Below are 26,804 nucleotides of genomic sequence, written 5' to 3'. Positions count from 1 at the left end.
GTAAGACCCGCGCACCATACTAGTCAACAAAATCCTTCTGCGCTATCGTCGCGCCATCGGGGCCTATGGAAAGGGAGATCGGACATGCGGCAGACCTGGCGGTGGTTCGGGCCACAGGATCGCGTCTCGACGGACGACATGCTTCAGGCGGGCGTCGAGGGCGTCGTCTCGGCGCTCCACCACGTGCCCACGGGCACCGTCTGGACCCCGCAGGAGATCGCCCGCCGGCAGAAGGAGATCGCGACGCGCCCGGGCGGCACCCCCTCCGGCCTCGCCTGGGAGGTGGTCGAGAGCCTGCCCGTGTCCGAGGACATCAAGCGCCAGACCGGCGACTGGCGCGCCCACATCGACGCCTGGAAGACCTCGATGCGGAACCTGCGGGCCGCGGGCCTCCGGGTGATCTGCTACAACTTCATGCCGATCCTCGACTGGACGCGCACCGACCTCGTGCATCGCCTCTCCACCGGGGCCACCTGCATGCGCTTCGACCTGCCGACCTTCGCGGCCTTCGACCTGCACATCCTGGAACGCCCCGGCGCGGGGCAGGACTATTCCGCCGAAACCGGCGCCGCCGCGCGGGAGGTTTTCGACGCCATGGACGACGCCGACAAGGACGGCCTCGTCCGCAACGTGGTCTTCGGCCTGCCGGGCGCGGCCGAGAACTTCTCGCTGGGCGACCTGCGCCACCACCTGTCGCTTTATGCTGGCACCGATGCCGACCGGCTGCGCGCCAACCTGATCGACTTTTTGTCGGAGGTGGCGCCCCTGGCGCAGGACCTGGGCCTGCGCCTCTGCTGCCACCCAGACGACCCGCCCTTCCCGCTTCTGGGGCTGCCGCGCATCATGTCGACCGAGGACGACTACGCCCGCGTCATGGCGGCGGTGGATGTGCCCGCGAACGGCATCACGCTCTGCTCGGGCTCGCTCGGGGCGCGGCCCGACAACGACCTGCCCGGCATGATGGAGCGGCTGGGCGACCGGGTGCATTTCCTGCACCTGCGCAACGTCCGGCGCGAGACCCCCGACATCCGCGGCACCTTCCACGAGGCCGCGCATCTGGAGGGCGACACCGACATGGTCGCCCTCATCGCCGCCGTCCTGCGGCAGGAGGCCGCGCGCCGGGGTGCGGGGCGCGAGGACGCGTCGATCCCCTTCCGCCCCGACCACGGGCAGGACATCCTCGACGACCAGACCCGGCAGGCGCAGCCGGGCTATCCCGCGATCGGGCGGCTCAAGGGGCTAGCGGAACTGCGCGGCATCATGACGGCGCTGAGCCACGACACCTGGGGCCTGCGCGCATGAGCCCGCGCCTGACCCGCCTGTCGGATGTGACCGGCCCCGCCGCCCTGCCCGCCTATGACCCCGCCGCGCACGGCGTGGGCATCGTGCACCTGGGCCTCGGCGCCTTTCACCGCGCGCATCAGGCGGCGATGACCGACGACGCCCTGTCGCGGGACGGCGGCGACTGGCGCATCGCGTCGGTCAGCCTGCGCTCCAGGGACGTGGCGGCGGCGATGGCGGCGCAGAACGGCCTCTACACCCTGATCGAGCGGGACGAGGCGGGGATGCGCGGCCGCGTCGTGGCCGCCATCGCCCGCACCATCGCCGCCGACCCGGCCGCCACGCTGGACGCGCTCTGCGATCCGGGCGTGCGGGTCGTGACGCTGACGGTGACGGAAAAGGGCTATGGCATCGACCGCGCCACCGGCGGGCCGGACCCGGAGAACGCCGCCGTCCGCGCCGACCTGGAAACCCCCGACGCCCCCGCGGGCGTGCTGGGCCTGCTGGTGGCCGCGCTGCGGCGGCGGCGGGAGGCGGGGGCGGCGCCCTTCACGGTGCTCTGCTGCGACAACCTCCCCCACAACGGCGCCTTCCTGCGGGGCGGCGTGACGGGCTTCGCGCGCCGGCTCGACCCGGACCTCGCGGACTGGATCGCAAGGACCGTGGCCTTTCCGTCGTCCATGGTCGATCGCATCACCCCCGCCGCGACCGGGGCCACCCGGCGCGACGCCGAAGCCCTGACCGGCTGCACGGACGAGGCCGCGGTCGAGACCGAGCCCTTCGTGCAATGGGTGATCGAGGACCGATTCCCCCGGGGCCGCCCCGCCTGGGAAGCCGGCGGCGCGCTTTTCGTGGCCGACGTCGACCCCTATGAGCGGATGAAGCTGCGGATGCTCAACGGCGCCCATTCGATGATGGCCTATGCGGGCTTTCTGTCCGGGCGTGAATTCGTGCGCGACGTCATGGCCGATGCGGTGCTGGCCGCGCGGGTCCGCGACCACCTGGGCGCGGCGGCGGCGACGCTGGCGCCGCTCGACGGGATGGATTTCGCCGATTACGCGGCGCAGTTGCAGGACAGGTTCCGCAACCCCGCCATCGCCCACCGCACGGCCCAGATCGCCATGGACGGATCGGAAAAGATGCCGCAGCGCATCTGGTCGCCCGCCTGCGACGCGCTGGACGCCGGGCAGGACATCGACGCCTTCGCCTTCGCCACCGCGGCCTGGATGCGGTATTGCCGCGGCGTGGACGAGACGGGCAAGGCCCACGACCTGAACGACCCGCGCGCCCAGGCCCTGTCGGCGGCGGCCGCGGGCGAGGACGCGGAGGCCGTCTCGGACGCCTTCCACCGCCTGCCCAACCTCATCCCGCCGGCGCTGCGGGACGACCGGGCCTGGCGGGCGGCCGTGGGCGGCAGCCTGTCCACGATCCTGCGCCATGGCATGAAGGCCGCCGCGGCGGGCCGCCATGCGGGCGGGGGCACAGTTTCGGACAATTAACACCAAGTTGAAGCCATGCTTTGGCCCGCTTCTGTTGCCATCTCCGCACCAGAGCTTCCCTGACGGGGGGACTGCTGATCCCGGTGGACGGAGCGCATGGGCGACGAGCGGCACATTGATGCGGTGATGGAGCGGCCGGAAGCCACCGACGAGCTTCCGCCCGGAACCCGGCTCCTGCACGGGCAGTACCGCATCGACTCCTTCCTCGACGCGGGCGGCGTCTGGGACATCGACGACGGGGAAGACGACGACGACGCCCTGGCGCTCGACCTGATGGCCCGCGTGGCCGGCGACGTGGCCCGCGACCGGGGTGCCACCCTGCCGCCGGGCGCCCTGCCGCTCCCCCCCTGCGAGGCGCGCCCCGGGGCCCCCGCCCGCAGCCGCCGCCCCCGGACGCGGCTTTTGGGGTTCGACGGCTCGGGCGGCGATGCGCCCGACCCGTTCCGCGGCGCCCCCCCGGCCGAGGCGCCCGCGCGGGCGCGCTTTCCCGTGGGCCGGCTCCTGGTGGTCGAGGGGCCGGGCCGGGGCGAATGTTTCGTGCTGACGCAGGGCATGTCGCAGATCGGGCGCGGCCACGACCAGACGGTGCAGCTCGACTTCGGCGACACCGCCATCTCCCGGTCGAACCACGCCGCGGTGGTCCATGACGGCGACACGCGCAGCTTCCTTCCGGGCCACGGCGGCAAGTCCGACATCGTGCGCCTGAACGCCCGCCCCGTCATCGCCAACGAGGTGCTGTCGAACGGCGACCTGATCCGCCTGGGCGAGACGGTGCTGCGGCTCGTCACGCTCTGCGGGTCCGATTTCGACTGGTCCGACGGCGCGGCCCCGGACGACGCAGAGAGCGACGATGTGGCGATCGCCTGAGCCGCGCCACGACGTCGCCTCCGCCCTGGTCCGGGGCGGGCGCAGCCAGCAGGAGGACGCGGTCCTCGCCGATTTCCCCTGCGGCACGGACGGCGGCATCGCGGTGCTGTCGGACGGCATGGGCGGCCATGCGGCGGGCGACGTCGCCTCCCGGATCGTCGTGACCGAGGTCCATGCCGACCCCGCCTTCGCCCGCCCGGCCTTCGCCGCTGACGAATCCGCCATCCCCCGCCATCTCGCCCGCGCGGCCCACGCCGCCAACGCCGCCGTGCGCCACCACGTCCGGACCCACCCCCAGACGCGGGGCATGGGCGCCACGCTGGTGTCGGTGGTGCTGGTGGGCGACCGGATGTTCTGGATGTCGATGGGCGACAGCCCGCTCTACCTGCTGCGGGGCGGCCGGCTGCACCGGCTCGACGAGGATCACTCCCTCGCCCCCCGCATCGACCTGATGGCGGACCGGGGGCTCATCACGCCCATGGCGGCGCGCGACCGTTCCGACCGGCACTGCCTGACCTCGGTCATCCCGGGCGGCGAGGTGGCGGGCCGCGACTGCCCCGCCCTGCCCTTCGCGCTGCGGCCGGGCGACGTGGTGCTCATGGCCTCCGACGGGGTGCAGGTCCTCGATGCGGCGACCATCGGGCGCATCCTGCACCGCAACCGCCGCCGCCCCGCCGCCCGCATCGCGGCGTGCCTGCTGTCCGCGCTCGGGGATCTGGCCGATCCCGACCGGGACAACGTCGCCCTCTGCGTCATCAAGCCGAACCCGGCGCGCGCCCCGGCCGCCGCGGCCCCCCTCGCCCAAGGAGCCCGACCATGACCCCCCGACCCGACCCCCTGGCGCCGGTGCGCGCGCGGCTCGACGCGGCGCTGGCCGCGGGCGTCCTGCCCCCGGACGCCCGCGCCGAGGCGCAGGCCCTGGTCGCACGGATGGACGTGCCGGTGCGCGTGGTGCTGATGGGGCCGCCGCGCGGGGGCCGGTCGGCGGTGCTGAACCTGCTGGCGGGCGCGCGGGTGGTGCCCGACGGCCTGCGCCTGCCGACGCTCAGGCTGGTGGCGGGGTCGCGGCGCATGGCCCGGCTGACGCAGGCCGACGGCCGCGTCGAGACGCTGTCCGACCCCGACCCCGAAACCCTCGCCGCGCGCGGGGCGGTCTTCGTCGAGATGACGGCCGACCTGCCCGCGCTCGGCCGGATCTCCCTGCTCGAGGTGGTCGCCGGCCCCGACCCCGAGGCGCAGGCCCGCGCCGCCGCCTGGGCCGCGCGCCGCGCCGACATCGCGATCTGGTGCAGCCGGACCTTCGACGCGGGCGAGGCGCGCGTCTGGCGCGGCCTGCCCGCCGCGCTGCGCGGCCACGGCATCCTGCTGCGGACCCATGCGGACGATCTGGGCGGGCCGGAGGCGCGCGCCGCCGCGATCCGCGCGCTCGGCGAGGCGGCGGGCGCCGACTTCCCCCACGTCCTCGCCATCGACACGCCCGAGGCGCTGGCCGCGCGCGACACGGACGGCCCCGGCGGCATCGACCGCGCCCGCCTGCGCGCCAGCGGCGGCCAGACCCTGATCGCCACGGTGCTGCGCCAGCTCGACGACGGGCGGCAGGCGCTGGCGGACCGGGCCGACGTGCTGCTCTGCCGTCACGGGCTGGAGGCGATCGCCCCCGTGTCCGCCCCGTCCCCCGCCGCCACCCGCCGCGCCTTCGAGGAGGCGGTGGAGCGCCTCGCCCGCGCCGGCCGCGACATGACGCAGGGCGCCGCGACCCCCACGGAGGTGATGCGCCGCTCGGTCGCCGAGCTCGTCTGGCTCGACGGGCATCTGGACGCCGTGCCCGGCACCGACCCCCTGCTCGCCGCCGCCCGCGACGCCGCCACCCGCGCCGCCGACATGGCGCAGCTCATGCAGGTCGAGAACCGCGACAGCGCCGCCGTCGAAGCCGTCAGCCTGATGATCCAGCTCCGCCACACCCTGACCCGCGACCTGCGGATGGTGGCCTGAGCCAAGCTATAACAGGGCAGAGTTGCTCGAAGGCCGATCGCACGCGGGCACCGTCGATCCTGCGGCGCGATATCCAGCCCGGCAGCCGCGAGTTCGGCCGGTCCGCCAAGTTGACGGTGCCCTCGCGCCGCCGGGATCGGGGCGGCGGGGATCGAGATCTTCCAGCACGGATCGGGCGAGACCCTCGCCACCTCCATGGCCTCGGCGGTCGAGAACGGGGAGCCGACGAGCCTGATCGGCAAATACGACATGACGCAGGTGGATCTCGGCCCCTTCGACGAGGAGGCCTGGGCCTGCACCGTCGATGCCACCTGCGAGGACGCCGGGATGACGGCCTATGCCTCGACGCCCGTCATCACGGTCGTGACCACGACCTTCGGCGAGGACCATCCCGAACGGGCCGCGTCCCTGTCGAAGCTGACCTTCGCCAACGCCCGGATGAGCGAGGTGCTGGCCTGGCAGAAGGACAATTCCGCCACGGCGGAGGCGGCGGCGGTCCATTTCCTGACCGCCTGTCCCGACGTCTGGCCCGCCTGGCTCGACGATGCCGTCCGCGGGAACCTTGCCGGCCTGATCGACTGACGACCGACGATTCCGGCGACGGGCCCCCCCGGGCGCCGGTCGAACGTGCGGATCGGGGGGCCGGAATGCCGCGGCCCCCGCAGGCCCCCCGCAATGTTCAAACTTTCACCATTTTGAAGCCATATCCAGGACAATCCGTCGCGGTCTGGTTGCCGCAGGGGCGCATCCGCGTGCGCTGCCGACCGCAACGAGGAATAAACCGATGGACATGAGCAGGATCGAAGACGGCACCGCCGATGCCATCGCGCTGCCGGGCGGCGCGACCCCTGCCCCGACTTCGACCACGGCCCCCGCTCCTGCTCCCGTCGCGATCCCGCCGGCGGGGCTTTCCCGTCTGGCGGAGCTTCGCGACGAGATCGACGCCCTGCGCGAGGTGCTGCGCGACATCGAGGCCATCGGCGGCGACGACATCGCCCGCAAGGTGCGCCAGATGATCCACGAACTCGACACGTTCGAGCCGGGCGTGACGATGATCGGGCAGATCAAGTCGGGCAAGACCACGCTGGTCAACGCCATGGCCGGCCATCCGGGCCTCCTGCCCGCCGACGTGAACCCCTGGACCTCGGTCGTCACCTCGCTGCACCTCGGCGTGCCGCGGCACGCCGACGCCCCCGCCGCCTCGTTCCGCTTCTTCGACCGCGACGAATGGGACCATCTCGTCCGCAACGGCGGCCGCATCGGCGACCTGTCGGCCCGCGCCGGCGCCGACGACGAGGTGCACAAGCTGCGCCGGCAGGTCGCCGCCATGCGCGACAAGACCCGCGAGCGGCTCGGCCGCCGGTTCGAGCTCCTGCTGGGGCAGAGCCACGACTACGCCGCCTTCGACGACGCGCTGGTCAAGCGATACGTCTGCATGGGCGACGATTTCGACGCCCTCTCGCGCGAGGAACAGCAGGGGCAGTTCGCCGACATCACCCGTTCGGCCGACCTCTACCTCGGGGCGGGCGGCCTGCCGGTGCCGCTGTGCATCCGCGACACGCCGGGCGTCAACGACACCTTCATGATGCGCGAGCAGATCACCATCCGCGCCCTGCGCGACAGCCGCACCTGCGTCGTCGTCCTGTCGGCGCACCAGGCGCTGTCGACCACGGACATGGGGCTGATCCGCCTGATCTCCAACGTGAAATCGCGCCAGATCCTGATCTTCGTCAACCGCATCGACGAACTTTCCGACCCCGCGACCCAGGTCCCCGAGATCCGCGCCAGCCTGGCCGACACCCTGGCCCGCGCCGGCGCCCCCGAGGATATCGAGGTGATCTTCGGCAGCGCCGCCTGGGCCAACGCGGTGCTGACCGGGGGGCTCGACGACATGGACCCCGAGGCCGCCATGGCGCTCCAGAACCAGGCCGCCGCCACGCCCGGGGTGGCGGGGATGGACGCCGCCGCGATGGCCTGGACCCTGTCGGGGGTGCCCGCGCTCTACGGGGCGATCGGCGACAGGCTGGTCGAGGGGCCGGCCGCGCGGCTGCTGTCGGGCCTGCGCCGGCGGGCGGCGAACTATGTCTCGGGGCTGCGCGCCTCGGGCAAGATCGTGTCGCTGCGGTCGGGCGCGACCGAGGTGCGCGCCATGGAGGCCCCCCGCGTCGAGGCCCTGCTGGAGGACATCCGCCTGCGCTGCGTCGCCGAGATGGAGGCCCGGCTCGACCGGGTGTTCGCGGATTTCGCGGCCCGGATCGACCAGGTCCACGCCCGGTTCCTGGAACGCGCGCTCGAATCCCTGCTCCAGCACCTCGAGACCCACGGCGAGGGCGAGGTCTGGAACTACAGCCCCGACGGCCTGCGGATGCTGCTGCGGACCAGCTGTCAGGTGATGCGCCGCAACTATGCCCGCGCCTGCGAGGAAGGCTTCGCCATCGCCGCGATGGAATTGACCACCGCCTACGGCCGCATCTTCTCGGTCGAGGTCGAGAACTTCATGGTCGACCCCCCCGAGGCGCCCGAGACGCCGCCGCCGGTGGCGCTGGCGCAGACCCTCGCGCTCGACCTCAGGACGTCGTGGTGGAAGGGCTGGTGGGGCCGGCGGCGGGGCTACCGGGCCCTCGCCCGCGGCTTCCGCGACCTGATCGCCGCCGAGACCGCGCCCATGGTGGACGAGCTCAAGGTCCGGCAGGCGGGCGAGTTGCGGATCATGGGCCTCAACCGGCTGGAGGGGTTCCTCGCCGAACAGCGCGTCGTGCTGTCCGACATCTGCCGCAAGACCGAGATCGGCCTCGACGAGCTGCACGGCCTGTTCGGCGTCACCGCGCAGGACGAGCGCGAGCAGCTGTTCGAGCTGATCCTCGATGAGCTCGACGTGGACGGCCCGGAGGACATGGAATGACCGGCATGCCCCCCCTGCCCGACCCGGAGGCCGCCGCCCCCGCGCGCCGCCCCCGCATCGCCATCATGGGCGAGTTCAGCGTGGGCAAGAGCACCCTGTCGAACCTGCTTCTGGGCGCGCGCGCCCTGCCCGAGAAGGTCACCGCCACGCGCCTCTCGCCCGTCTGGCTGACCGAAGGGGACGGCCCCGCGGTGCGCGTCGCCCTGGACGGGACCGAGACCGAGGTGCCCCTGGCCGACATCGCCTCCGTCCCCGTGGACGGCACCCGCCACATCCGCCTGCCGATGCGCGCCGAGATCCTGAAGCACTGCGACCTGATCGACCTGCCCGGCATCTCGGACCCGAACATGGACCCCGAGGTCTGGCGCCGCGCGCTCGACGGGGTGGACATGGTGCTCTGGTGCACCCATGCGACCCAGGCCTGGCGCCGGTCGGAGGATGCCGTCTGGAACGACATGCCCGAGGCGGTGCGCGCGCGGAGCCTGCTTCTGGTCACGCGGTTCGACAAGCTGACGACCGAGCGCGACCGCGCCCGCGTGCTGCACCGCGTGGCCACCGAGACGGCGGGCCGGTTCCGCGCGGTCTTTCCCGTCTCGCTCACCCGCGCGCGGGCCGGGCGCGCGGATGCGAAAGCCTGGCACGACAGCGGCGCGGAGGAGTTCAGCGACCACCTGCTCGACCTGATCGGAGAGCTTTCGGGCGCGGTGGAGGAGGAAGCGGAGGCGGCGGCGGCGGCGGAGGCGATCGGGGCCCCCGGCCCCGGAGCGCGGACCGCCGCCGGGACGGATGCGGACGACCTCCCCCCGCCCCCGGCACCGCGCGCGGCCCCGGCCGCCGGATCGCCCGTCACCCCCCGCCGCGTCCCCCCGCCCCGTCGCCTGACACGCACGGATGTTTCGCATGCGAAACATCGAAGGCTATGTAATTGGGGTGGGCTTTTCGGACCTGAGCCGCAAGCGCGCCAACGTCCGGTTCGGTGAGCCGTTCGACGAGGGGTGGTTTTTTGGAAGGGCAATGCATGTGTATCTAAGTTTGGCCGAAAGTTACTTGGCATGATTCCTTCAACTCATCATAGAGCAAAGCGTTCAAGGGCATTCCTGCTTTTACGCAAAGATCAGAAAATGCGTTTACTGTATCGACTGTCCATTCGACACCACGCCAAAACAGCCTCTGATCCCCATTTGGGGCGGTTGCTGGCTTTCCATGCATCAATCCGTTCCTTTCTTTCACAACTTCTACGAACTCGCCTGCAAAAGGAGCAATTCTTGACGCAAGCTCAACATCAGAAACTCGCGAAAATAGTGCCACTAAGTCGTTTGCAATTGTGCCCGCCGTTTTTCTTCGAGGCTCAATACTATTGATGTAGCCAGGCTCCAGCCTGTTACAGCACCACACTGCGTCCCACTCCAGTCGTGCAAAAGCTACCGTGGCTAACCCGATAGCATGAAAGTACTCTGAATCAGGTGGAACCCGAAGTCTATCATTATCCAATAAATGGACCTTCCTTCATAATATTAACACCCAAACGCTCCAAAAACCCTCGTTTTTGAACGTTAAAAATGGTTCGCTCATTGCGCCATATAATAGGCGCTGATCCCCATAACGATGTTGTCAACGACCTCGTACAAAAGTATACCAATGAAAACAGCTAAAACGGTTTTCCAAAAGCCCATCTGCATCAGCTTCCTCCAATTTATTGGCGCCGACTATACCCTCACAAAGACGATCCACAAACCCTCGTTTGTGGCAAATGCACAACCGCCCCCGATTGACGCTGCCAAGAATCCGGTTCGAAACTTGAGCGGTTATTGACGGTTTCCGGCTGGCTACCGATAGCAGAAGTCTGTGCAACACGCAGCATCGGTAACTCTGCCCCATCCCCCCAACGTTTCGCACGCGAAACATCGCAGGCCCCGCGCCCCCTGCCCCGTCATTCGGCCGCGATCTGGCGGTAGCCCGTGGCGGGGGCGAGGTCGGTGCCGGCGCCGTCGACGCTGCCGCAATCGCGGTCGGCGCAGCCTTGCCGCGCGGCCTCCCCGGCGGGCATGACCGACCCCTTGCGCCATGTGCCGCGGCGATGGAGCCAGGCGGCCATCAGCGCCGTGGCGACCATGCCGGCGGGAAAGGACAGCCAGAGCGCGTCCTCCCCCAGCACGGGATAGAGCCCGAAGGCGAAGCCCAGGCGCACCGGATACATCGACACGACCATCACCAGAAGCGGCGCGATGACATAGCCGTTCGACCGCATCGTGCCGAACAGCACCTGCGCCACGCCGAAGAACAGGTACCCCCAGGTCGCCATGAGCTGGATATGCCGCCCGATGGGAACGGCCGGGCTGTCGGCCCCGAGAAAGAGGATGAGCGCGTGGCGGTCGAACAGGGTCAGCACCGCGATCGTCGTGCCGGTCAGCGCGAAGTTGAAGCCGATGCCCCATTTCGTGACCAGCGACACGCGGTCCCATTGTCCCGCGCCGATGTTCTGCGCGGCCATGGCGCTGGCCGCCGCCGAGAGCGCCATGGCGGGCATCTGCACATAGGTCCAGAGCTGCTGCGTGGCCCCGTAGGCCGCGGCGGTGATGACGCCTTCGCGGTTGATCAGGGTCAGCATCGTCAGCGACGCGGTCGAGATCACGATCATCTGCAACCCGATGGGCAGGCCCTTGGTGATCATCGCGCGCAGGATGTCCCCCGCGGGGATCAGATGGCGCAGGTCCCGGCCGCGCAGGGCCAGGACCGATCCGCGCCGGTAGATCGTGACGTAGATGCCGATCAGCGCCACGCCGTTGGCGATGACCGTGGCCAGCCCGGACCCGGCGATGCCGAGCGCGGGCACCGGCCCCAGCCCCAGGATCAGCACCGGGTTCACCACGATGTCGACGGCGACGGACAGGCCCATGAACCACAGCGGCGTGAGCGAATCCCCCGTGCCGCGCAGGGCCATCATCGTCAGCGTGAAGGTGAGCGTGGCCGGCATGGCGACGAAGATCACGCGCAGGTAGGCCAGCGCCAGGTCCAGTGCAGGCTCGGGCGTGCCCAGCACGTCGAGCAGCCAGGGCGCCGCGACCCAGCCCACCCCCGCGATGACGATGCCGAGCGGGACGATCGTGCCGAGCGCCGTGCCCATGACGCGCCGCGCCGCGTCGTCGTCGCGCCGGCCCGCCGCCTGCCCCACCAGGATCGTCGCCGCCATGCCGAAGCCGAAGACGAAGGAGATCAGCAGGAACATCACGATGTTGCCGTTGGTCGTGGCCGCCAATGCGTTCTCGCCCAGGAAGCGGCCCACCCAGATCGCGTTGACGGACCCGTTCAGCGATTGCAGCACCGACGAGCCGAGCGTCGGGATGGCGAAGAGCGCCATCGCCTTCGGCACGCTGCCCGATATCAGGTCGATGCCTTCCTTCCCGATCGCCTGCGCCATGGTGTCCCCGCCCCGGTTGTCCTTCCCCGGTCCATTCGCGGCGCGGGGCGTCCTGCCGCCGCACATCGCCGCCCCCCGGACCGCTTCGGCATGGGGTGCCGGCGAACGTATCGGCGGATCCGGGATGGAACGCCCGGGGCGCCCGATGGTTACCGGAAAAGATGCGCGAGACATGGCGGTGCGTGCCTCGCCCCCCGAATGTTTCGCATGCGAAACATCGAAGGCTATGCAACCGCCCCCTGCCCCGCGCCCCGGCTCCGACCGACGCAGGCGCGCGACAGTCGGGGGCGGATGGGGTGGCGGAGGTCGCCGCGCGCTTCACCCGGCGCGCGTCATGGCCTAGCTTTCCGGCCGACGGACAGGCGCGGCGGGAGCGGTGGAATGGTTGCGGAGATCCTCGACAGGCTGAGGGCGCGGCACGGGGCCTGCGGGATCGCGGCCTATGCCGACCTGTCGGCGGACATGGTGCTGGTCGCCAGCGCCGCCCGCCCCACCCCGCGCGAGGTGCTGGACGCGCTCTGCGCGCGCGCCGCGGCGGTGCTGGGGGCGGCGCCCGTGGCGGGCTGCGACGCGGCGGTGACGGCGGGCCCGGACGGTGCCCTGGGTGTCTTCCTGCGGCAGGCGGAGGGCGACGCCCTCCTGTGCCTCTGCGACCCGGAGGTGGAGCTTGCGGCCTTCCTTGCCGACGCGCGCGCCTGCCTCGCCCGGCTGGCCCAGCCCGAGGGGGTCGCGCCATGACCGGGGCAGACGGCGCGCTGCGCGCCGCGCTGGAGCGTCTGGGCCGCGAGGGTGGCGAATGGACCGCCGCGGGCCGCGTTATCGTGCCCGCCGGGGCCACGGACGCCGAGACGGTGCAGACCGCCCTGCTGGAGGAAATCGGAGACACCGTCCTGACCGCGCGGCTGGCGTTCGACGCGGGGTCCGTGCGGCTGGTGCTGCTGGCCGGGGGGCGGCGGCTGCGCGCGGTGGTCGCGGGGCCGGATGTGCCCGAGGGTCTGTCCGGCCGGGCGCTGGATGCGGCGGAGGAGGGGGCCGTCGCGCAGGCGGCCGAGGTGCTGCGGGGCTTCGCGCAGATGGCCGCGGCGGGCGGCGGGCCGGTCGCGGTGCTGTCGCTGGCCGCGCCGCGCGGGGCCGGCGACACCGACGGCGGGCTGACCCCCGGCTTGCTGGCGGCCCGCTGGGCTGCCGGCATGGGCACCGGCGATCCGGCCACCGACGATACGGACGACGGCCCAGGCGACGGGCCGGGCGACGGGCCGGGCCGCCCGCTGGCCGAGCGCCTGCTGGCCCGCGCCGCGCCCATCTTGCGCGCCCATGCGCTGAGCCGTGGCGGGGCGGTGGCGGGGCAGGGGGGCGATGCGGCGATGCTGCCGCCCGCGCCCGACAGCGGGCCGGGGCTGACGCTCTGGCTGGCGGGCGGGGACGCCCTGGCCGTGCTGCGCGCGGAGGGGCCTGAGGGGGCAGGCGACGTCGCCACCCTGGCGCTGGCCGCGGCGGATGCGCCCGCGCTGGTGGCGGGCTGGCAGCGGCTGATCCGCGGGTAGGGCAGGGCGCCCCGATGTTTCGCATGCGAAACATCGAAGGCTATGCAAATGGCCGGGGGGCAGCGACGGACCTGCCCGAAATGTTTCGCGCGCGAAACATCGAAGGCTATGCAATTCCGCGCGGGGCGGGAAACGTCGGAAAAAATGGTGTAGGATCGCCCCCGGACATCCACGAAGGGGAGGGGAGCCATGCCCGAAGACACCGCACTCGACGCCCTGCGTCGCCACAACGACCAACTGGCGGACCTTCTGTCGCCCGAGGGGCGGAAGGAGCTCGACCGGCTCGTTTTGCTGGAACTGATGCTGCACGTTCACGCGCAGAGAAGGCTCGATGAATACGCCTCGAGGGAGAGGGGCGGGGACATTGCGAACCTGGACCGCGAAATGGCCGAGGCCATCGTTCAGGCCCTGGGGATGCCGGACTGGGCGAAGGATCTGCTGAAGAAGATCGGCTCGGTGGCCAACGACTATCTCAAGAAGACGGCCGGCGGGGTGATCGGCGGGGGCGGGGCAGGGGCACCCGACCCCGAATGACGTCCCCGGTGTTTCGCGCGCGAAACACCGGGGTGCGCGTCAGTCGTCCCAGGTCGGAAGGCCCTCGACCTCCTCGGCGGTCATCGTGGTGGTGTAGCGGCCGTTGTCCCAGGTCAGGGCGTCCATGCCCATGACCACATCGGTGTCGCCCAGGTCGAGGAAGCCGTCCTCCACCTCCACCACGAAGGCGGCGGGCATGCCGGAGCTGTCGATCAGCACGCCCTCGATCTCGCCGATCCGCGCGCCGTCGGCGCCGATCACCTTAAGGTCGTCGGCCTCGACATAGGTCGACACATCCGTCGTCTGCGCGATGGCGGCCCCGGCGAAGGGCAGGGTCATCGCGGCGATCAACAGGCTTTTCATGGCATTTCTCCTTTTCGGTTCGGTCGTTGCAGGCCCAACCGCCGCCGCGTGCGGATGTTCCCGGTCCGGCGGAAAAGGGCAGGGGGCCGCGGCGGAGGCCTTGCCCCGTGCGGGCGATGTATCTACATATCTACCATAGCCCCCTGCCGGAGGTCCGCCCATGTCGACCCGCATGACCAGCACCGAGTTCAACCGCGACAGCGGCGCCGCCAAGCGCGCGTCGGAGGGGGGGCCGCTCGTCATCACCGACCGGGGCGCGCCGTCGCATGTGCTGATGACCTGGGCCGACTACCGCCGCCTGTCGGGGCGCGAGCGGACGGTGGCCGAGGCGCTGGCCCTGCCCGGCGTGGCCGAGATCGACTTCGACCCGCCGCGCCTGGGCGGAGGGGTCCGGGCGGCCGACCTCGACTGATGGCGCTGCTTCTCGACACCAACGTCGTGTCGGAACTGCGGAAGGTCCAGGCGGGACGCGCCGATCCGGGCGTCGCGCGGTGGCAGGCCACGGTGGCGCGGACCGACCTGTTCGTCAGCGCGATCACCCTGATGGAGCTCGAGATGGGCGTGCGCCTGAAGGAGCGGCGCGACGCGGTGCAGGGCGCGCTCCTGCGCCGCTGGATGACCGAGGGCGTGCTGGCCGAGTTCCGCGACCGCACGCTGCCCTTCGACGCCGGGGCCGCCCTGCGCTGCGCCGCCCTCCACATCCCCGACCCCCGCCCCTGGCGCGACGCCACCCTCGCCGCCACCGCCCTGGTCCACGACATGACCCTGGTCACGCGCAACCTGCGGGACTTCCGGGGCACGGGCGTGGCGCTCCTGAACCCCTGGGAGGGGGAGGGATGAGGGCGCGGATGTTTCGCGCGCGAAACATTGCAGGCTATGGAGTTTGGCGAGTGGGGACAGGGGACGCGCCGTCGGATCTGTTTCGTTGAGGCATAGATGTGGAACCGTTCCGTCGCCACCACATTGGATCACCGCGCCGCCCGGCTGGTGGCGAGCGCGTCCAGGATCGCCGTGCCAAGCGCCTCGTCGTCCACGTCCTCCGGGATGGTGGGCGTCGCACCTGGGATGCCCTCCCACCATCCCGCGCGGCGGTAACGCATCGGGCCAAGCTCGATCTGGCCGTCCTGCAGCCGCAGGGACAGGTGAGCGGCGTCCCGGTAGAGGGCGCGACGCGTCTTCACGCCCGCCTGGGCGAGATCCTCGGCTTCCAATGCGTCCAGCTCGGCCTGCTTCGGCATTCGGATCAGGCGGTCGAACTCGGGATGCGACGGGGGGACGAAGCGGCTGGCGGCAAGGGCCGCCCGGACGTGGCGGGCGAAGACGAGGCTGTCCGCGCTAGGATCGAAGACTGCTTCATATCCCTCAGGATAGGGGCTCCCCATGCTGTAGACGGCGAGCGATGTCACTCGGGCGAACTGACGGAAGACATCGAGAGAGGCGCCGCGATACTCTGGAAGGGGCGATGGCATCGGCCTTGCATCGCGCTCGCGCTTCCGCCGCGCAGCCAGTTGCTGCCACTTCGGGTTTTGAGCGAACTTCTCGCGCATGCGGGCCATGCGCTCCTCTCGATCATCCATCGATGAGCCTCACGGTCAGGGTGATGCCGCGCTCGGCAGCGTATTCGATCGCGCGGGTGATCTGCACGACCTGTTCGCGGGTCGTCTCGAAGGGGACGCCGAGGAGCATCTCGCGGCTGTCGATGTCGCTGGGCCTGAGCGGGAAGCCTCTGCGGTCGCTTCCCTCGAACCGCTCCATCTGATCGACATAGGCCTTCAGCCGTCCGAAGATCTGCGACGGACGCCGCACATAGCTCGGCCCCGTCGTCCAGAGCGTCTTGGCGCTGAGCGTGCCGGCCGCCTCTCGCGCGGTGAGCTGTGTGAACCGCCTTACGTGCAATGCCGCTCCCGGAAACGCCTTCCCCCTGTAGGGGTTTTCTGGCCTTAGTGGCGATGCAACGTCGCCAGGGAGGCCCCAGTGATTACCCGTGCTCTCGTAGTTCTGTCCTGTGTAGGTCTATCCGCCTGCGTCGAAACCCCTTCTTCGGCATCCGCCCTTACGCCCAGCGAGGCCGTAGCTGTGCGCTCGTTCAGTCCGAACGACGCCTCCGGCGTTGGCGTCGCTAGGTTTTCCCGGCCCGCGAATGCCCCCAAAGTAGATGCGGGATTGGATCGCAACTGTGCCGACTTCACTGGCGGCTTCGAGGCACAGCAGTTCTTCATGAACAACGGCGGCCCTGCCCGTGATCCGCATGACCTAGATCGCGACGGAGACGGCTATGCGTGCGAGTGGGGGACGGAACTGCGCCAGCGGGCAGCCGCAGCCGAACGGCAGGCGGCAGTTGCGAGAGCGGCGACCCAGCGGCGTGTCGCAGCGGCCTCGCGTTGTTACACCGGCCCAAGGGGCGGCACGTATACGATCACGGCGAGCGGTGCGAGGGACTACGACGGCTGCTAGGCCCTGCTATTGTGATGCCTTTATTAAGGATGCCCTACTGAACGTCTTACCGCGCTCGGCGGAGTTGACCCACTTTCGTAGACAGGTCGCAGGTCAACTCCGTTTCCGTTGCGCTCTACTGCCTCAGCGCTTCTAGGCGACGAGTGAGCTTCTGCATCTGTGCCCCGCTTAGGCGCTTCGAGAGCGTCACAAGGGCGTCCACCTCAGCATCGTCCTGGGTTGGATTGAGAACGTCTAGATCATCGGCAGCGCCCTCGACCGTCAGAAGGCTGAAGCTCGCCCCTTTGCCCACCTTGAGATCCGCTTCAGCCAAGAACTCTGTCAGAGCATCAAGCAGTTGGTGATGCAGTCTCGATCCATGAGGTACGTTCTCTGTCCACTTGCGCAGATGCGCCTCGGTCTCGGTGCCGTTCAAGCCGCCGTCGGCACTCTCCTTCCGCTCGACGTACTTGTCCGCCGTCATGGCTTTGTATCCCACGAACCGAGACGGCCCGAACCGCCATTCGCCCTCGTTGCTCCGATACGCCTTCCACTTCTTCACGCGTGCGGCGTCCTTGATGAGGTCCGGATGGTCGTGCGCGGTCTCCCAGTAGCAGTCGATGTTGTCTCGCACGCCTTCCGGAGAGGTTGTCAGTTTGGGCATTAGATATCTCCTCTGACGGACAAGAAGTTATCTAAATACACGTAGTTCATCTGTCAAGTTCTAGACGACATCTAGTTTACTGACACTTCTGCCGCCTCATCCCGTATGAGTGCACCCGGGCGCGACCGCGGTGTGAAACGACTCCGCCGTCGCAGCTGGGTGTTTTTTGGGCTTCGGGAACGTCTTCACGCGCGGGTTTGGAGGCTGTCGAAACGGTTTCCGGAACATTGCTGTCATCGGAAGCCGCCGTTGATCCTTCGCGCAGCATCGGTTGTTCAGCCCCTCCCGTCACCCCCCCGTCCCTTCCTCACCCACCCCAGGAACGCCGCGTCCGGGGAGCGGAGCCTGGTGCGGCCGGTGGTGGCCCAGACGGTGCGCCAGCGGGCTTCGAGGGCGTGGACGTCGAGGCCGGGGGCGAGGCGGCGGGCGGCGTCGAGGGTGTCGGCGGAGAGGGGGGGCAGGTGGGACGGGGGCTCCAGCAGGTGGTCGCGGGGGGTGACGCGCAGGATGTCGCCCGGCTCCTCGCCCAGGTGGTAGTCGGGCAGGGCGTCGGCGGCGATCATGTCGCGCAGCATCTTGCGGAACACGCGGCGGGGCGAGGCGCTGCCCGATTTCTTGTGCAGCACCTCGACCGAGATGCGCCAGGCGGGCTGGCGGCCGCAGTGCTTGCGCGCGATCTCGTAGATGCGCCGTTCCAGGGGCTTGCGCAGGCGGAAGTAGTCGCGGCTGAGCGTCAGCACCGATTTCGACAGCACCGCGCGATAGAGCCATTCCGACAGGGTGACGGCCACCGAGACCATGCGCCCGCCGCGCGACTTGCGCACGATCTCCCAGCTTTCGATCAGGCCGAAGCCGCTCGTGACCTCGTGGTCGCCGGTGAGGATGTTGGTGGTGATGCGGGTGCCGGCCAGGCGCTCGAAGGCCTCGCGCAGGCGGCGGTAGGCGTCGCCCGAGGTCTCGCGCCCGGTGGCCAGCAGCAGGTCGTGGGCGCGCAGCTGCACCCGGCGGCCCACGGCGCGGCCGGCGTTGATCGCGGCCATGATCTGGCTCACGCAGAAGATCAGGATGTCCTTGTCGTGGATCGTGGCCAGCCCCCGGACCGAGGGCGTCACCGTGATCTCGGAGCCGTTGTGGGCATAGGACAGGATGCGCCGGTCGGGGCGGGTCGACAGGCTGAAGACCGGATGCTCCATCGTCGCGAGATCGTTCTTGGGGATCGCGTCCAGGAAATCGCACAGGAAGAAATCCCCCCGTCCGCCCGGTTGCAGCGCCTCTGCCATGTCGGTCGTCCTGTCTGTCCCGCTCGCCCCGAAACCCGCCCGGTGTGGCCCCGGGATTCGTGGTTTCGATGACACCTGCCTAGAGATATCCACAGGGTGCGTCCAGAAATTCGTGGCCCGGGGCGGGATTTCGTCGGGGGTTCGGAGTCGCCGCATCGGGGTTTCGGAGTCGCTCCGTCGGGGTTTCGGAATCGCCCCCGCCCGCGCGGCGCGGCGCGCGGCCCTTGGCCACAAGGGGCGCAGGCGGGGTTTTAAGAGCGGGGCGGAGCCCGTAACACATGAATAACACTTTATAACACCCGATGCCGGGACGGCGCCTGTGGAAGGATTGCAGGGAGGGTGACGATTTTTCTGGCATGTACCGCCTTTTCGGATACCTTGGCCGAAACACCGCACATGCAAGGAACGGGCCATGGCCAAGGACAGCACAGGGGCGGCCACGCCGGCCTATTTCAACATCGACCCCGATGCCGCCCGCGCCGAACTGGGCCCGCCCACCACGACCGAGGGCTTCGCCCGCATCGCCCGCGCCTGCGCGGCCGGGCGCGAGGATCTCGCGTCGCGGGGGCTGGGCGAGCAGGGGCGCAAGACGCTGCGGCTGTTCTCCACCTGGGAGATCACGCGCTACCTGATCCCGGTGGCGCAGGCCCATTTCCGCCGCGTGCTGCGCGCCCGTCCCGACCTGCCGCAGGGCCGGTCCGAGACCGAGGGCGGGGCGCGGTGGTTCACCCTCGACGAGGTGCTGCGCCTGCGCGCCCATTTCAGCAGCGCGGGATCGCGGTCCAAGGAATACGCCCCCTTCCGCCCCGAGGGGCTGCCGGCCAAGGTGGTGGCGGTGGCCAACTTCAAGGGCGGCGTGGGCAAGTCGTCGACGGCGGCGCATCTGGCGATGTCGGCGGCGCTCGACGGCTACCGGGTGCTGGTGGTCGACCTCGACAGCCAGGGCTCGCTCACCTCGATCTTCGGCGGCCGGGTGGAGGACGAATGGCAGACGGTCTTTCCGCTGATCGCCGGCCACCACGCCCGCCACCTGCGCGCGACCAACCAGGCGCGCATCGACCGGGGCGAGGCGCCGCTGCCGCTCGACGACACGCTGGGGGCGGCGCTGGAAGTGGACCCGGCGGGGCTGGTTCAGAAGACGCACTGGCCCAACATCGACCTGATCGGCGCGCAGCTGAATCTGTACTGGGCGGAGTTCCAGATCCCGGTCTGGCGGTTGCAGTCGCGGGGGTGGAAGCTCTGGGACGCGCTGTCGGACGGGCTGGAGGGGGCGGGGCTGCTCGACGCCTACGACATCGTCTTCCTCGATACGCCGCCCGCGCTCGGGTATCTCACGATCAACGGGCTCTCGGCGGCGGACATCCTGCTGGTGCCGCTGGGCGCGTCGTTCCTCGAGTTCGATTCCACGGGGCGGTTCTTCGACATGCTGCACGCCACCTTCGCCTCGATCGAGGAGGGCGAGAACATCGCCGCGCGGGCCCTGGGGCGCGAGGGGCTGGCCTTCGAGTGGGACGCGGTGCGCGCGGTGCTGACGCGCTACGACGGCAGCCAGCAGGGGGAGCTGGCCGCGCTGATGCAGAGCTATCTCGGGCCCGTCCTGTCGCCCCACCGGCAGGATTTCACCGCGCTGATCGGCCAGGCGGGCGAGCAGGTGAACGGCATCTACGAAGCCGATTACCGCGACTTCAACCGCGAGACCTATGCCCGCGGCCGCGAGACCTTCGACGAGACCTATGCCGCCTTCAAGCGCCTGCTGATCGGGACGTGGAAGCGCGACCAGGAGGCCGCGGTCGCGGAAGATGCCGCGGCGAACGGCGAAGCGGAAACCGCGCAACAGGGCATCGCTCGGGCCTAGGGCACCGGGGTCCAGCAACGAAAGGCACCGACATGGCCAAGCGCAGACGTCTCGACATCGCCCGCCACCCCGTCCCCGAGACCAAGGAGGCGCGCCCCGGCACCGGCGGCCCCGGCCTGTCGCAGGGCGCGGCCGCGGCCCCCGCCCATGCGCCGCCCGTGGCGCAGGTCAGCGGCCAGGCGGCGGGGTCGGCCGCGCTGGAGGAGATGGCGGCCTTCATCACCACGGCGCGGGCCGAGGGGCGGCTTCTGGTGTCGCTGCCCGTGGGCCGGATCGAGGCGGGATACATGCACCGCGACCGCCTGATGCCGGCGGAGGCCGACGAGGACATGCAGGCGCTGATGGCGAGCCTGCGCGCCCGCGGCCAGCAGGTGCCCATCGACGTGGTCAAGCTGAACTCCGCCCCGACGGAGGCTTACGGCCTCGTGTCCGGGCTGCGGCGGCTGACGGCGCTGCGCGCGCTCTGGGCCGAGACGAAGGACCCGGCGTTTTCCCGCATCAAGGCGCGGCTGGTGGCGCCGAACGACCTGCCCGCGGCCTATGTCTCGATGGTCGAGGAGAACGAGATCCGCGCGCCCATCAGCTTCTACGAGCGCGCGCGCATCGCCATCAAGGCGGTGGAGGTCGGAGCCTTCCCGGACCTGCGCGCGGCGCTGCGGGGGATGTATGCGAATGTCTCGCGCGCGAAACGCTCCAAGATCGGCAGCTTCGCGGTGCTGGTCGAGGCGCTCGACGGGGCGCTGCGCTTTCCCGCGGCCCTGCCCGAGCGGCGGGGCCTGGCGCTGGCGCGCGCGCTGGAGGGGGATGCGGCGCTCGGCCCCCGCCTGCGCGCCGCCCTGGCGGCCGCCCGCCCCGACACGCCCGAGGCGGAGGCCGCGGCGCTCGACGCCGCGCTGCGCCCCGACAGGGCCGCGCCGGAGCCCGCCTCCGCCCCCCGCGGCGCGGTGGAGATCGCCCGCGAGGACGGGCGGCTGATCCTGTCGGGGCCGGGGGTGGACGACGCCTTCCACGCCGACCTCGCCACCTGGATCGCCGGGCGGGGCTGAGGGCCTGAAACAGACCCCGACAAAGGGTTCGGGGTCTGTCTTCGCCATCCGCCCCCGCGCGGCGAATGTTTCGCATGCGAAACAACCGGATCGGACCTAATTCGGGGCCCTCCGCGACGAAATTGCCATCGCCAAATCCGATCGCCGGTTCTATACGGCCGCGGAAACAATCGCCATTCGCCCGCCCCATTCCGCCGAGCGACGGAACGCGGGAAGCGCATGGGGCGGATGGGCCGCATCCGCGACAGACAGGAAGACCGGACCATGACGACGCCGCAGCCGATGCCCCCGAAGAAACAGAAACGCGTCGCCGTCTTCGCCAGCTACAGCCCCGACGGGGTGCTGCCGCCGCAGGTCCTGCCCTATCTCGCGGGGCTGCGGCCCCTCGTCGAGGCCATCGTGGTGGTCTGCGACAACGATCTCGCGCCGGGCGAGCGGGCGAAGCTCGACGCCCATGCGGACCACGTGATCGCGGGGCGGCACGGGGAATACGACTTCGGCTCCTACAAGCGGGGGGTGGCGCTGGCGCGCGAGACGGGCCTGCTCGACCGCGCCGACGCGCTGATCCTGTGCAACGACAGCTGCTACGGCCCCGTGGGGTCCTTCGCGCCGATGTTCGAGACGATGGAGGCGCGGGGGCTCGACTTCTGGGGCGGCACCGACAGCCACCAGTTCTCCTATCACCTGCAGAGCTATTTCGTGGCGATGACGCGGCCTGTCTTCACCTCCGACGCGTTCCGCGGGTTCATCGAGGGGGTGACGAAGCAGGAGAACGTCAATCAAGTCATTCAGAAATACGAATTGGGGCTGACCAAGGTCCTGCGCGAGGCCGGGTTCACCTCCGGGGCCATGGTCGAGAACACGCTGAAGGGCGTGCATCCCAAGGATCCGAGCTATCACAACCTGCCGGCCCTGCCGCTCTACACGCTCGAACGCGGGTTACCGCTGGTGAAGGTCAAGGCGCTGCGACGGTCGGCTGCGAACATCGACGGGCAGAACCGTGTGCTGGCTTGGCTGAAGGAGAATGCACCCGACATACATGATATCGCCACTTCCGATTTCGATATCCAGAGGTTCGAGGATGCGGGGCGCGTTGCTTTCTCTCTCATCATGCCAACGCACAACCGCGCCTGGTGCATCGGACGGGCCGTGGCTTCGGTCATGGCGCAGACGCACGGCAATTTCGAGCTGATCATCGTCGACGACGGATCGACCGACGGCACCCGCGATCTGGTCGAGCGGGAGTTCGGGGCGGAGATCGCGGCGGGCCGGATCAGATATGTCTACCTGTCCGAGAACCTGGGCGTCTGCAACGCGCGCAACGTGGGCCTGGCCCATGCGCGCCATCCCTGGATCGCCTATGCCGACAGCGACAACACGATGCGACCGCAATTCCTGACAGTCTTTGCTAACTCGATTATTGAGCATGGGGACCGGGACGCACACTATGGAAAGTTCATTCTAGTGGGCCGCGGATCAATAGGCGCTACTCCTTTCAATAGAAAAACTCTTCTAGAAAAGAACTTTATTGATCTTGGCGTGTTCGTGCACCGGAAATCCCTCATCGCAAGGTTCGGCGGATTCGATTCGAACCTGCGACGACTGGTGGATTGGGACCTGATCATTAGATATACAGGACATAAAGCTCCCGTTTTCATACCGATGATCCTGCTCGACTATACGGACGACGACGGTCACACCGACAGGATCACGATCCGCGAATCCTATGTTCGGGCGAACGTGGCGATCTGTTCAAAATACAGTTCAAAGCCGACTGTCTCAACGGTGATCCTTGGCTATAATCACGTCGACTACATCACCGAGGCCATCGAGAGCGCACTGGCCCAGAAGGGAAACTTCACCCACGAGATCCTTCTGTCCGACGACGGATCGACCGACGGGACGGCGCGGATCATGGAGCGTTATGCCTCGAAAAATCCGGCCCGTATCCGTAACATCAGCCGGGGCGGCAACTTCGGCATTTCCGAGAACTACCGCCATTGCTTCCGCGAGGCGGCAGGGAACTTCGTCGCCATCCTCGAAGGCGACGACTACTGGACCGATACGGAAAAGAACCTGCGGCAGGCCGAGTTCCTGACCCGGACGCCCGAGGCGCAGATGGTCTTCTCGAAGATCGAACTTCTCAACATGGGCAACGGCAGCCGTCGCCTGCTGAAGCGGCAGGAGGGTCTGGCCCCCCTGCTGACGGGGGCGGATTTTGCGAAGGACGAAAACCTGAACCCGATTGCGAACCTGTCGTCGGCCATGTTCCGCACCGACCTGATGCGGAACCTGCCGTCGGTGATCTATGAGCCTCGGATGAGCGAGATCGCGCTCGGGTTCTATATCGACCGCATGGGCAAGATCGGGTTCATTGACCGGGTGATGGGTGTCTATCGCCTGAATCCCACTAGCGTCTGGACCGGGGCGAGCCGTGTGTCAAAAATGGCACAAGCGGTCGAGACCCGGAGGGGTGCCTTGCGCGTGGCGCGGTCGGAACACCGTGCCGTGCTTCTAAAACGCTTGAACGAAAGGCTTGCCATGCTCCGCGACGCCGAGGACGCCCAGACACGGAAACCCGCAGCATGAGGGCGGCCATGGACAACGCATCGACACCGAAGAAGAAACCCACCGACCGCGTCGCCGGTCTCGTGACGGAGGTCCGCCGGACGGGCATCGCGGTGCTGGGCGGCCTTCTCGACCGGCTGGAGGGCGGGGCAGGGCAGGCCGCCCCGGAGGCGGCCGGACCCGAGGCGCGGATCGACCCCGCGCTGGAGGAGCGCAAGGCGCTGGTGGACGAGGCGAACGCCGCGGCGGACCGCCTGATCGACCGCGACAGGAAGCTGATCGCGCTCCGTGCCGAACTGGAAGCGGCGAAGAAGGCCGGGCGCGACCAGGCCGCGGCCCTGACCCGGCAGCTGGCCGAGCGCGACGGCGAGTTGCAGGCCCTGCGCGCCGAGATGGCGGCCCTGCACATCGAGGTGGCGGCGATGACGGTGGCCCATACCGAGGCCGTCGACGGGCTGCGCCGGGACTATCTGTCGAGCACGTCCTGGAAGGTCTCGGCCCCCGTGCGGGCACTCGGCCGGACCCTGAAGCACCGGGAATGACGCCGCCCCGATGTTTCGCGCGCGAAACATCGGGGGTCGATGACGGCCGGGGCCGGGCGGTCCGGGTGGCGCAGCTAATCTACGTTATGTTCAATTGAGCGGTACGGTCGGATTCTCGTGTCCGTGTTCGGGCCGCCGCTCGGCGTGACTGGGTGATGATGCGTCGCGGCTCCCTGCCATCCTGTATGCGCGACGGCTTCTGACAGCGCCGGGATCAGGTCGTCAGCGACTCTGCTCGGCGGTTCCTCCGGTGGCGTACAGGATTGCCATGTGATATCACCGCAGCAAGCCTTGGACCACGTCCGGGTCTTTCGCAATGAGGGCCAGCAGAACCTGGGCGGGGCCTGTGGGGTGGCGGCGGCCGTGCTCCCAATTCAGGAGCGTGCCCTTGGCGACGCCTATGCTACGAGCGAACTGGGCCTGTGGCAGGCCGGTTTCTTCGCGGATCTCAGCGACGTCGACCTCGGGAACCGAAACCTGATGCACGCGCACCCTGCCCTTCTGCCCTCGGGCGAAAACCAGCGCCTCTTCGAGGCCTTTCGTGATGCTATCATTGGTGTTCATCGAGTTTCTCCGTACATGGCGACGATCCGTTTGCTGAGCTCAACGGCAGCCGCCTGTTCCGCCTCGCTCAAATCGTCCTTCTCGTTCTTGGCGAAGACCGTCACGAGGAAGATCGGCATCTGTCGTCCGCCAAAGACTTGGATCGTGACTTGGATCGTCCTGAACCCGCCGCTCTTGCCGCCCCCCTCACGGGGACTCCGTACTTTACGAAGCCCTCCGCCGAGCGAGAGCCCCGCTTCCGGGTTCGCGGCGAAAAACTGAATCGCCGCTTCACGCTCCTCGTCGGACATGATGTTTTTCGCCCGCCACTGGGACTCGAGCATCTCCGCGACGGTCTGCAGCTTGTCATTGTCACGCCTTTTGCTAACCAATGACATATAGATCATTGGCGCATAGTTCCAAACCGTGTGGGCCGCGCCGTGCCTCTTCTAGAATCTGGTTCGTAATGACGATGCGATCGCCGGCCGACCGCAACGCATCCCACGCATCTGCTCCACCCACGATATAAAGATTCTGGAGAGTAGTGTTATCGACAACAATATATCTCATTTGGGGCTCCGATCGTCCGAGATCTCTTGCTCCCGCAAAAGCGCTTCAATCAGTCGTGGATCCGACACGCTCTTATATTCTCCGCATGCCAAAGCTCTTATACGCGAGCCAATGTAGGGAGATCGATCCGGAACGGTCGGCTGCCGCAGTCTCAGATAAGTCTTGAATTCACCCCAAAGGTCGGCGTCGTCATCTTCCATCCATTCGCGCAGGCCAACATTCGACAGGGCCGCCATGATTTCGGGCCGCGCGGCATGCTCTTCAATGTAGGCCAAAGCCGCACTAAGCGGGATCTTCCCGTTCGGATAGCGCAATTCGGAACGAAAATGCCCGATTTCTTTCGCCTCTTGCCTGAGGTGTTCCAATTCTTCTTGCCAAGGATACCGCGTGGTGGGGTTTGTCGATGCCGGATCCATTTCGGACATTTTCAAGCTGACTCTTGGGCTGTTTGATTTCTTTTCACGAGCATGATCTTCAGCGCAGAACCAAAGCTGTTTGTTCTTACCAATGCCATCGTGGTGCCGATCACGTTCAAACGTCGTGGGTTGTTCTTATGGCCATTGAATAGAGCATCCATTTTACCGCCGAATCAACCGAAGAATTCACGCGTCAGAAGATGGCGCATCGCGAAGGAAAAATCGCTCGCAGCAGTACGTGGACCGCTATCGACGGGACTGTTGCGTTAGCCGGCTTTGAGCACGGATCGGCCATTCGTCCGCTCTTTCAGGCCGTCTCACAGAACAGATTCCGGACAAAGTCGATCTCCCCGCGGACACCGGGTGCCTTGTTCGAGATGTGGCCGTTCCTGATGGTCCGGATTGTCTCAATCGCGAGGACCGTCGCTTTCGCGGAACGCAGCGAGCGGAACGATTGCCGCATTCCAAGTAGGCGCTTCAAGGCGGC

General features: G+C 68.9%; 26 protein-coding genes and 1 pseudogene. 17 read left to right on the top strand and 10 right to left on the bottom strand.

Annotated features, from left to right (window positions below; translation table 11 throughout):
- Positions 1 to 84 precede the first annotated feature (84 nt).
- The 8 genes from uxuA to JAN5088_RS09550 all read left to right on the top strand — a co-directional run bounded on the left by uxuA (position 85) and on the right by JAN5088_RS09550 (position 9,521).
- Entirely contained in the window at positions 85 to 1,302 is a 1,218-nt protein-coding gene (gene uxuA, locus JAN5088_RS09585) for a mannonate dehydratase (RefSeq protein WP_055682610.1), read from the top strand.
- Positions 1,299 to 2,780, top strand: coding sequence for a mannitol dehydrogenase family protein (locus tag JAN5088_RS09580; protein ID WP_055682609.1), 1,482 nt, complete (start codon positions 1,299 to 1,301; stop codon positions 2,778 to 2,780). The genes uxuA and JAN5088_RS09580 overlap by 4 nt, the downstream gene beginning before the upstream one ends.
- Positions 2,781 to 2,876: 96 nt before the next feature.
- On the top strand, positions 2,877 to 3,647 hold the full coding sequence (locus tag JAN5088_RS09575; RefSeq protein ID WP_055682608.1) for an FHA domain-containing protein: 771 nt from the start codon (positions 2,877 to 2,879) through the stop codon (positions 3,645 to 3,647).
- Positions 3,631 to 4,467 carry a PP2C family protein-serine/threonine phosphatase gene (locus JAN5088_RS09570; protein WP_055682607.1) on the top strand — a complete coding sequence of 279 codons (837 nt, stop codon included), beginning with the start codon at positions 3,631 to 3,633 and terminating at the stop codon, positions 4,465 to 4,467. The genes JAN5088_RS09575 and JAN5088_RS09570 overlap by 17 nt, the downstream gene beginning before the upstream one ends.
- Positions 4,464 to 5,639, top strand: coding sequence for a hypothetical protein (locus JAN5088_RS09565; RefSeq protein ID WP_055682606.1), 1,176 nt, complete (start codon positions 4,464 to 4,466; stop codon positions 5,637 to 5,639). Before JAN5088_RS09570 ends, JAN5088_RS09565 begins: the two co-directional genes overlap by 4 nt.
- A gap of 135 nt (positions 5,640 to 5,774) precedes the next feature.
- The gene (locus JAN5088_RS09560; protein WP_082429928.1) at positions 5,775 to 6,221 is read left to right on the top strand and encodes a glycine betaine ABC transporter substrate-binding protein; all 447 of its coding nucleotides are present in this window, start codon (positions 5,775 to 5,777) and stop codon (positions 6,219 to 6,221) included.
- 208 nt (positions 6,222 to 6,429) lie between these two features.
- Positions 6,430 to 8,541 carry a dynamin family protein gene (locus JAN5088_RS09555; protein ID WP_082429932.1) on the top strand — a complete coding sequence of 704 codons (2,112 nt, stop codon included), beginning with the start codon at positions 6,430 to 6,432 and terminating at the stop codon, positions 8,539 to 8,541.
- On the top strand, positions 8,538 to 9,521 hold the full coding sequence (locus tag JAN5088_RS09550) for a dynamin family protein (RefSeq protein WP_055682603.1): 984 nt from the start codon (positions 8,538 to 8,540) through the stop codon (positions 9,519 to 9,521). Before JAN5088_RS09555 ends, JAN5088_RS09550 begins: the two co-directional genes overlap by 4 nt.
- A gap of 950 nt (positions 9,522 to 10,471) precedes the next feature.
- Here JAN5088_RS09550 and JAN5088_RS09545 read toward each other — a convergent pair.
- A complete protein-coding gene (locus JAN5088_RS09545) occupies positions 10,472 to 11,959 on the bottom strand; it encodes an MATE family efflux transporter (protein ID WP_055682602.1) in 1,488 nt (495 codons plus the stop codon).
- Between the two features lie 381 nt (positions 11,960 to 12,340).
- Between JAN5088_RS09545 and JAN5088_RS18640 the strand changes: the two genes are divergently transcribed.
- From JAN5088_RS18640 to JAN5088_RS09530, 3 genes are all read left to right on the top strand, one after another.
- Positions 12,341 to 12,697, top strand: coding sequence for a hypothetical protein (locus JAN5088_RS18640; protein WP_055682601.1), 357 nt, complete (start codon positions 12,341 to 12,343; stop codon positions 12,695 to 12,697).
- A complete protein-coding gene (locus tag JAN5088_RS18635) occupies positions 12,694 to 13,503 on the top strand; it encodes a hypothetical protein (RefSeq protein WP_055682600.1) in 810 nt (269 codons plus the stop codon). Before JAN5088_RS18640 ends, JAN5088_RS18635 begins: the two co-directional genes overlap by 4 nt.
- 189 nt (positions 13,504 to 13,692) lie before the next feature.
- On the top strand, positions 13,693 to 14,037 hold the full coding sequence (locus tag JAN5088_RS09530) for a hypothetical protein (RefSeq protein ID WP_055682599.1): 345 nt from the start codon (positions 13,693 to 13,695) through the stop codon (positions 14,035 to 14,037).
- A gap of 39 nt (positions 14,038 to 14,076) precedes the next feature.
- On the opposite strand, the gene JAN5088_RS09525 is transcribed toward JAN5088_RS09530, so the two are convergent.
- Positions 14,077 to 14,400 (bottom strand): PRC-barrel domain-containing protein, encoded by a 324-nt coding sequence (locus JAN5088_RS09525; RefSeq protein WP_055682598.1) that lies wholly within the window; start codon positions 14,398 to 14,400, stop codon positions 14,077 to 14,079.
- A 160-nt stretch (positions 14,401 to 14,560) separates the two neighbouring features.
- On the opposite strand from JAN5088_RS09525, the gene JAN5088_RS09520 reads away from it, so the two are divergent.
- Positions 14,561 to 14,812, top strand: coding sequence for a type II toxin-antitoxin system prevent-host-death family antitoxin (locus tag JAN5088_RS09520; protein WP_055682597.1), 252 nt, complete (start codon positions 14,561 to 14,563; stop codon positions 14,810 to 14,812).
- Positions 14,812 to 15,240, top strand: coding sequence for a type II toxin-antitoxin system VapC family toxin (locus JAN5088_RS09515; RefSeq protein ID WP_055682596.1), 429 nt, complete (start codon positions 14,812 to 14,814; stop codon positions 15,238 to 15,240). The genes JAN5088_RS09520 and JAN5088_RS09515 overlap by 1 nt, the downstream gene beginning before the upstream one ends.
- A 128-nt stretch (positions 15,241 to 15,368) precedes the next feature.
- Here JAN5088_RS09515 and JAN5088_RS09510 read toward each other — a convergent pair whose 3' ends face one another.
- From JAN5088_RS09510 to JAN5088_RS09495, 4 genes are all read right to left on the bottom strand, one after another.
- Positions 15,369 to 15,956: a contact-dependent growth inhibition system immunity protein gene (locus JAN5088_RS09510; protein ID WP_055682595.1), complete on the bottom strand. Its 588-nt coding sequence runs from the start codon at positions 15,954 to 15,956 to the stop codon at positions 15,369 to 15,371.
- Positions 15,957 to 15,969: 13 nt separating this feature from the next.
- Complete coding sequence (locus JAN5088_RS09505; RefSeq protein WP_055682594.1) at positions 15,970 to 16,296, bottom strand: endonuclease toxin domain-containing protein; 327 nt, start codon at positions 16,294 to 16,296, stop codon at positions 15,970 to 15,972.
- Positions 16,297 to 16,969: 673 nt separating this feature from the next.
- A complete protein-coding gene (locus JAN5088_RS09500) occupies positions 16,970 to 17,497 on the bottom strand; it encodes a hypothetical protein (RefSeq protein WP_055682593.1) in 528 nt (175 codons plus the stop codon).
- A 275-nt stretch (positions 17,498 to 17,772) separates the two neighbouring features.
- Positions 17,773 to 18,777, bottom strand: coding sequence for a replication initiator protein A (locus tag JAN5088_RS09495; protein ID WP_055682592.1), 1,005 nt, complete (start codon positions 18,775 to 18,777; stop codon positions 17,773 to 17,775).
- Positions 18,778 to 19,189: 412 nt separating this feature from the next.
- On the opposite strand from JAN5088_RS09495, the gene JAN5088_RS09490 reads away from it, so the two are divergent.
- The 4 genes from JAN5088_RS09490 (at position 19,190) to JAN5088_RS09475 (ending at position 24,788) form a co-directional block, all read left to right on the top strand.
- On the top strand, positions 19,190 to 20,632 hold the full coding sequence (locus JAN5088_RS09490; protein ID WP_055682591.1) for an AAA family ATPase: 1,443 nt from the start codon (positions 19,190 to 19,192) through the stop codon (positions 20,630 to 20,632).
- A 32-nt stretch (positions 20,633 to 20,664) separates the two neighbouring features.
- Complete coding sequence (locus tag JAN5088_RS09485; protein WP_055682590.1) at positions 20,665 to 21,678, top strand: ParB/RepB/Spo0J family partition protein; 1,014 nt, start codon at positions 20,665 to 20,667, stop codon at positions 21,676 to 21,678.
- A 264-nt stretch (positions 21,679 to 21,942) separates the two neighbouring features.
- On the top strand, positions 21,943 to 24,267 hold the full coding sequence (locus JAN5088_RS09480) for a glycosyltransferase (protein WP_233489751.1): 2,325 nt from the start codon (positions 21,943 to 21,945) through the stop codon (positions 24,265 to 24,267).
- A gap of 8 nt (positions 24,268 to 24,275) precedes the next feature.
- Positions 24,276 to 24,788, top strand: a complete 513-nt coding sequence (locus tag JAN5088_RS09475) for a hypothetical protein (protein ID WP_055682588.1) — start codon at positions 24,276 to 24,278, stop codon at positions 24,786 to 24,788.
- Between the two features lie 276 nt (positions 24,789 to 25,064).
- On the opposite strand, the gene JAN5088_RS09470 is transcribed toward JAN5088_RS09475, so the two are convergent.
- From JAN5088_RS09470 to JAN5088_RS19265, 4 genes and pseudogenes are all read right to left on the bottom strand, one after another.
- Positions 25,065 to 25,352 carry a helix-turn-helix domain-containing protein gene (locus JAN5088_RS09470; RefSeq protein ID WP_055682587.1) on the bottom strand — a complete coding sequence of 96 codons (288 nt, stop codon included), beginning with the start codon at positions 25,350 to 25,352 and terminating at the stop codon, positions 25,065 to 25,067.
- Entirely contained in the window at positions 25,349 to 25,738 is a 390-nt protein-coding gene (locus tag JAN5088_RS09465; protein ID WP_199502153.1) for a type II toxin-antitoxin system RelE/ParE family toxin, read from the bottom strand. The genes JAN5088_RS09470 and JAN5088_RS09465 overlap by 4 nt, the downstream gene beginning before the upstream one ends.
- Positions 25,739 to 25,897: 159 nt before the next feature.
- Positions 25,898 to 26,332 (bottom strand): hypothetical protein, encoded by a 435-nt coding sequence (locus JAN5088_RS18630; protein WP_144431854.1) that lies wholly within the window; start codon positions 26,330 to 26,332, stop codon positions 25,898 to 25,900.
- A gap of 292 nt (positions 26,333 to 26,624) precedes the next feature.
- Positions 26,625 to 26,804: pseudogene (locus tag JAN5088_RS19265) on the bottom strand (IS6 family transposase); the annotation flags it as partial.

The organism is Jannaschia rubra (assembly GCF_001403735.1).
GTDB lineage: Bacteria > Pseudomonadota > Alphaproteobacteria > Rhodobacterales > Rhodobacteraceae > Jannaschia > Jannaschia rubra.
The sequence above is the reverse complement of the archived record's forward strand: the minus strand, read 5'-3'. Positions and strand labels throughout refer to the sequence as shown.

Coding starts and splice junctions, on each gene's coding strand:
- uxuA (WP_055682610.1), top strand. CDS start 85: ATGCGGCAGACCTGGCGGTGGTTCGGGCCACAGGATCGCGTCTCGACG.
- JAN5088_RS09580 (WP_055682609.1), top strand. CDS start 1,299: ATGAGCCCGCGCCTGACCCGCCTGTCGGATGTGACCGGCCCCGCCGCC.
- JAN5088_RS09575 (WP_055682608.1), top strand. CDS start 2,877: ATGGGCGACGAGCGGCACATTGATGCGGTGATGGAGCGGCCGGAAGCC.
- JAN5088_RS09570 (WP_055682607.1), top strand. CDS start 3,631: ATGTGGCGATCGCCTGAGCCGCGCCACGACGTCGCCTCCGCCCTGGTC.
- JAN5088_RS09565 (WP_055682606.1), top strand. CDS start 4,464: ATGACCCCCCGACCCGACCCCCTGGCGCCGGTGCGCGCGCGGCTCGAC.
- JAN5088_RS09555 (WP_082429932.1), top strand. CDS start 6,430: ATGAGCAGGATCGAAGACGGCACCGCCGATGCCATCGCGCTGCCGGGC.
- JAN5088_RS09550 (WP_055682603.1), top strand. CDS start 8,538: ATGACCGGCATGCCCCCCCTGCCCGACCCGGAGGCCGCCGCCCCCGCG.
- JAN5088_RS09545 (WP_055682602.1), bottom strand. CDS start 11,959: ATGGCGCAGGCGATCGGGAAGGAAGGCATCGACCTGATATCGGGCAGC.
- JAN5088_RS18640 (WP_055682601.1), top strand. CDS start 12,341: ATGGTTGCGGAGATCCTCGACAGGCTGAGGGCGCGGCACGGGGCCTGC.
- JAN5088_RS18635 (WP_055682600.1), top strand. CDS start 12,694: ATGACCGGGGCAGACGGCGCGCTGCGCGCCGCGCTGGAGCGTCTGGGC.
- JAN5088_RS09530 (WP_055682599.1), top strand. CDS start 13,693: ATGCCCGAAGACACCGCACTCGACGCCCTGCGTCGCCACAACGACCAA.
- JAN5088_RS09525 (WP_055682598.1), bottom strand. CDS start 14,400: ATGAAAAGCCTGTTGATCGCCGCGATGACCCTGCCCTTCGCCGGGGCC.
- JAN5088_RS09520 (WP_055682597.1), top strand. CDS start 14,561: ATGTCGACCCGCATGACCAGCACCGAGTTCAACCGCGACAGCGGCGCC.
- JAN5088_RS09515 (WP_055682596.1), top strand. CDS start 14,812: ATGGCGCTGCTTCTCGACACCAACGTCGTGTCGGAACTGCGGAAGGTC.
- JAN5088_RS09510 (WP_055682595.1), bottom strand. CDS start 15,956: ATGGCCCGCATGCGCGAGAAGTTCGCTCAAAACCCGAAGTGGCAGCAA.
- JAN5088_RS09500 (WP_055682593.1), bottom strand. CDS start 17,497: ATGCCCAAACTGACAACCTCTCCGGAAGGCGTGCGAGACAACATCGAC.
- JAN5088_RS09495 (WP_055682592.1), bottom strand. CDS start 18,777: ATGGCAGAGGCGCTGCAACCGGGCGGACGGGGGGATTTCTTCCTGTGC.
- JAN5088_RS09490 (WP_055682591.1), top strand. CDS start 19,190: ATGGCCAAGGACAGCACAGGGGCGGCCACGCCGGCCTATTTCAACATC.
- JAN5088_RS09485 (WP_055682590.1), top strand. CDS start 20,665: ATGGCCAAGCGCAGACGTCTCGACATCGCCCGCCACCCCGTCCCCGAG.
- JAN5088_RS09480 (WP_233489751.1), top strand. CDS start 21,943: ATGACGACGCCGCAGCCGATGCCCCCGAAGAAACAGAAACGCGTCGCC.
- JAN5088_RS09475 (WP_055682588.1), top strand. CDS start 24,276: ATGGACAACGCATCGACACCGAAGAAGAAACCCACCGACCGCGTCGCC.
- JAN5088_RS09470 (WP_055682587.1), bottom strand. CDS start 25,352: ATGAACACCAATGATAGCATCACGAAAGGCCTCGAAGAGGCGCTGGTT.
- JAN5088_RS09465 (WP_199502153.1), bottom strand. CDS start 25,738: ATGATCTATATGTCATTGGTTAGCAAAAGGCGTGACAATGACAAGCTG.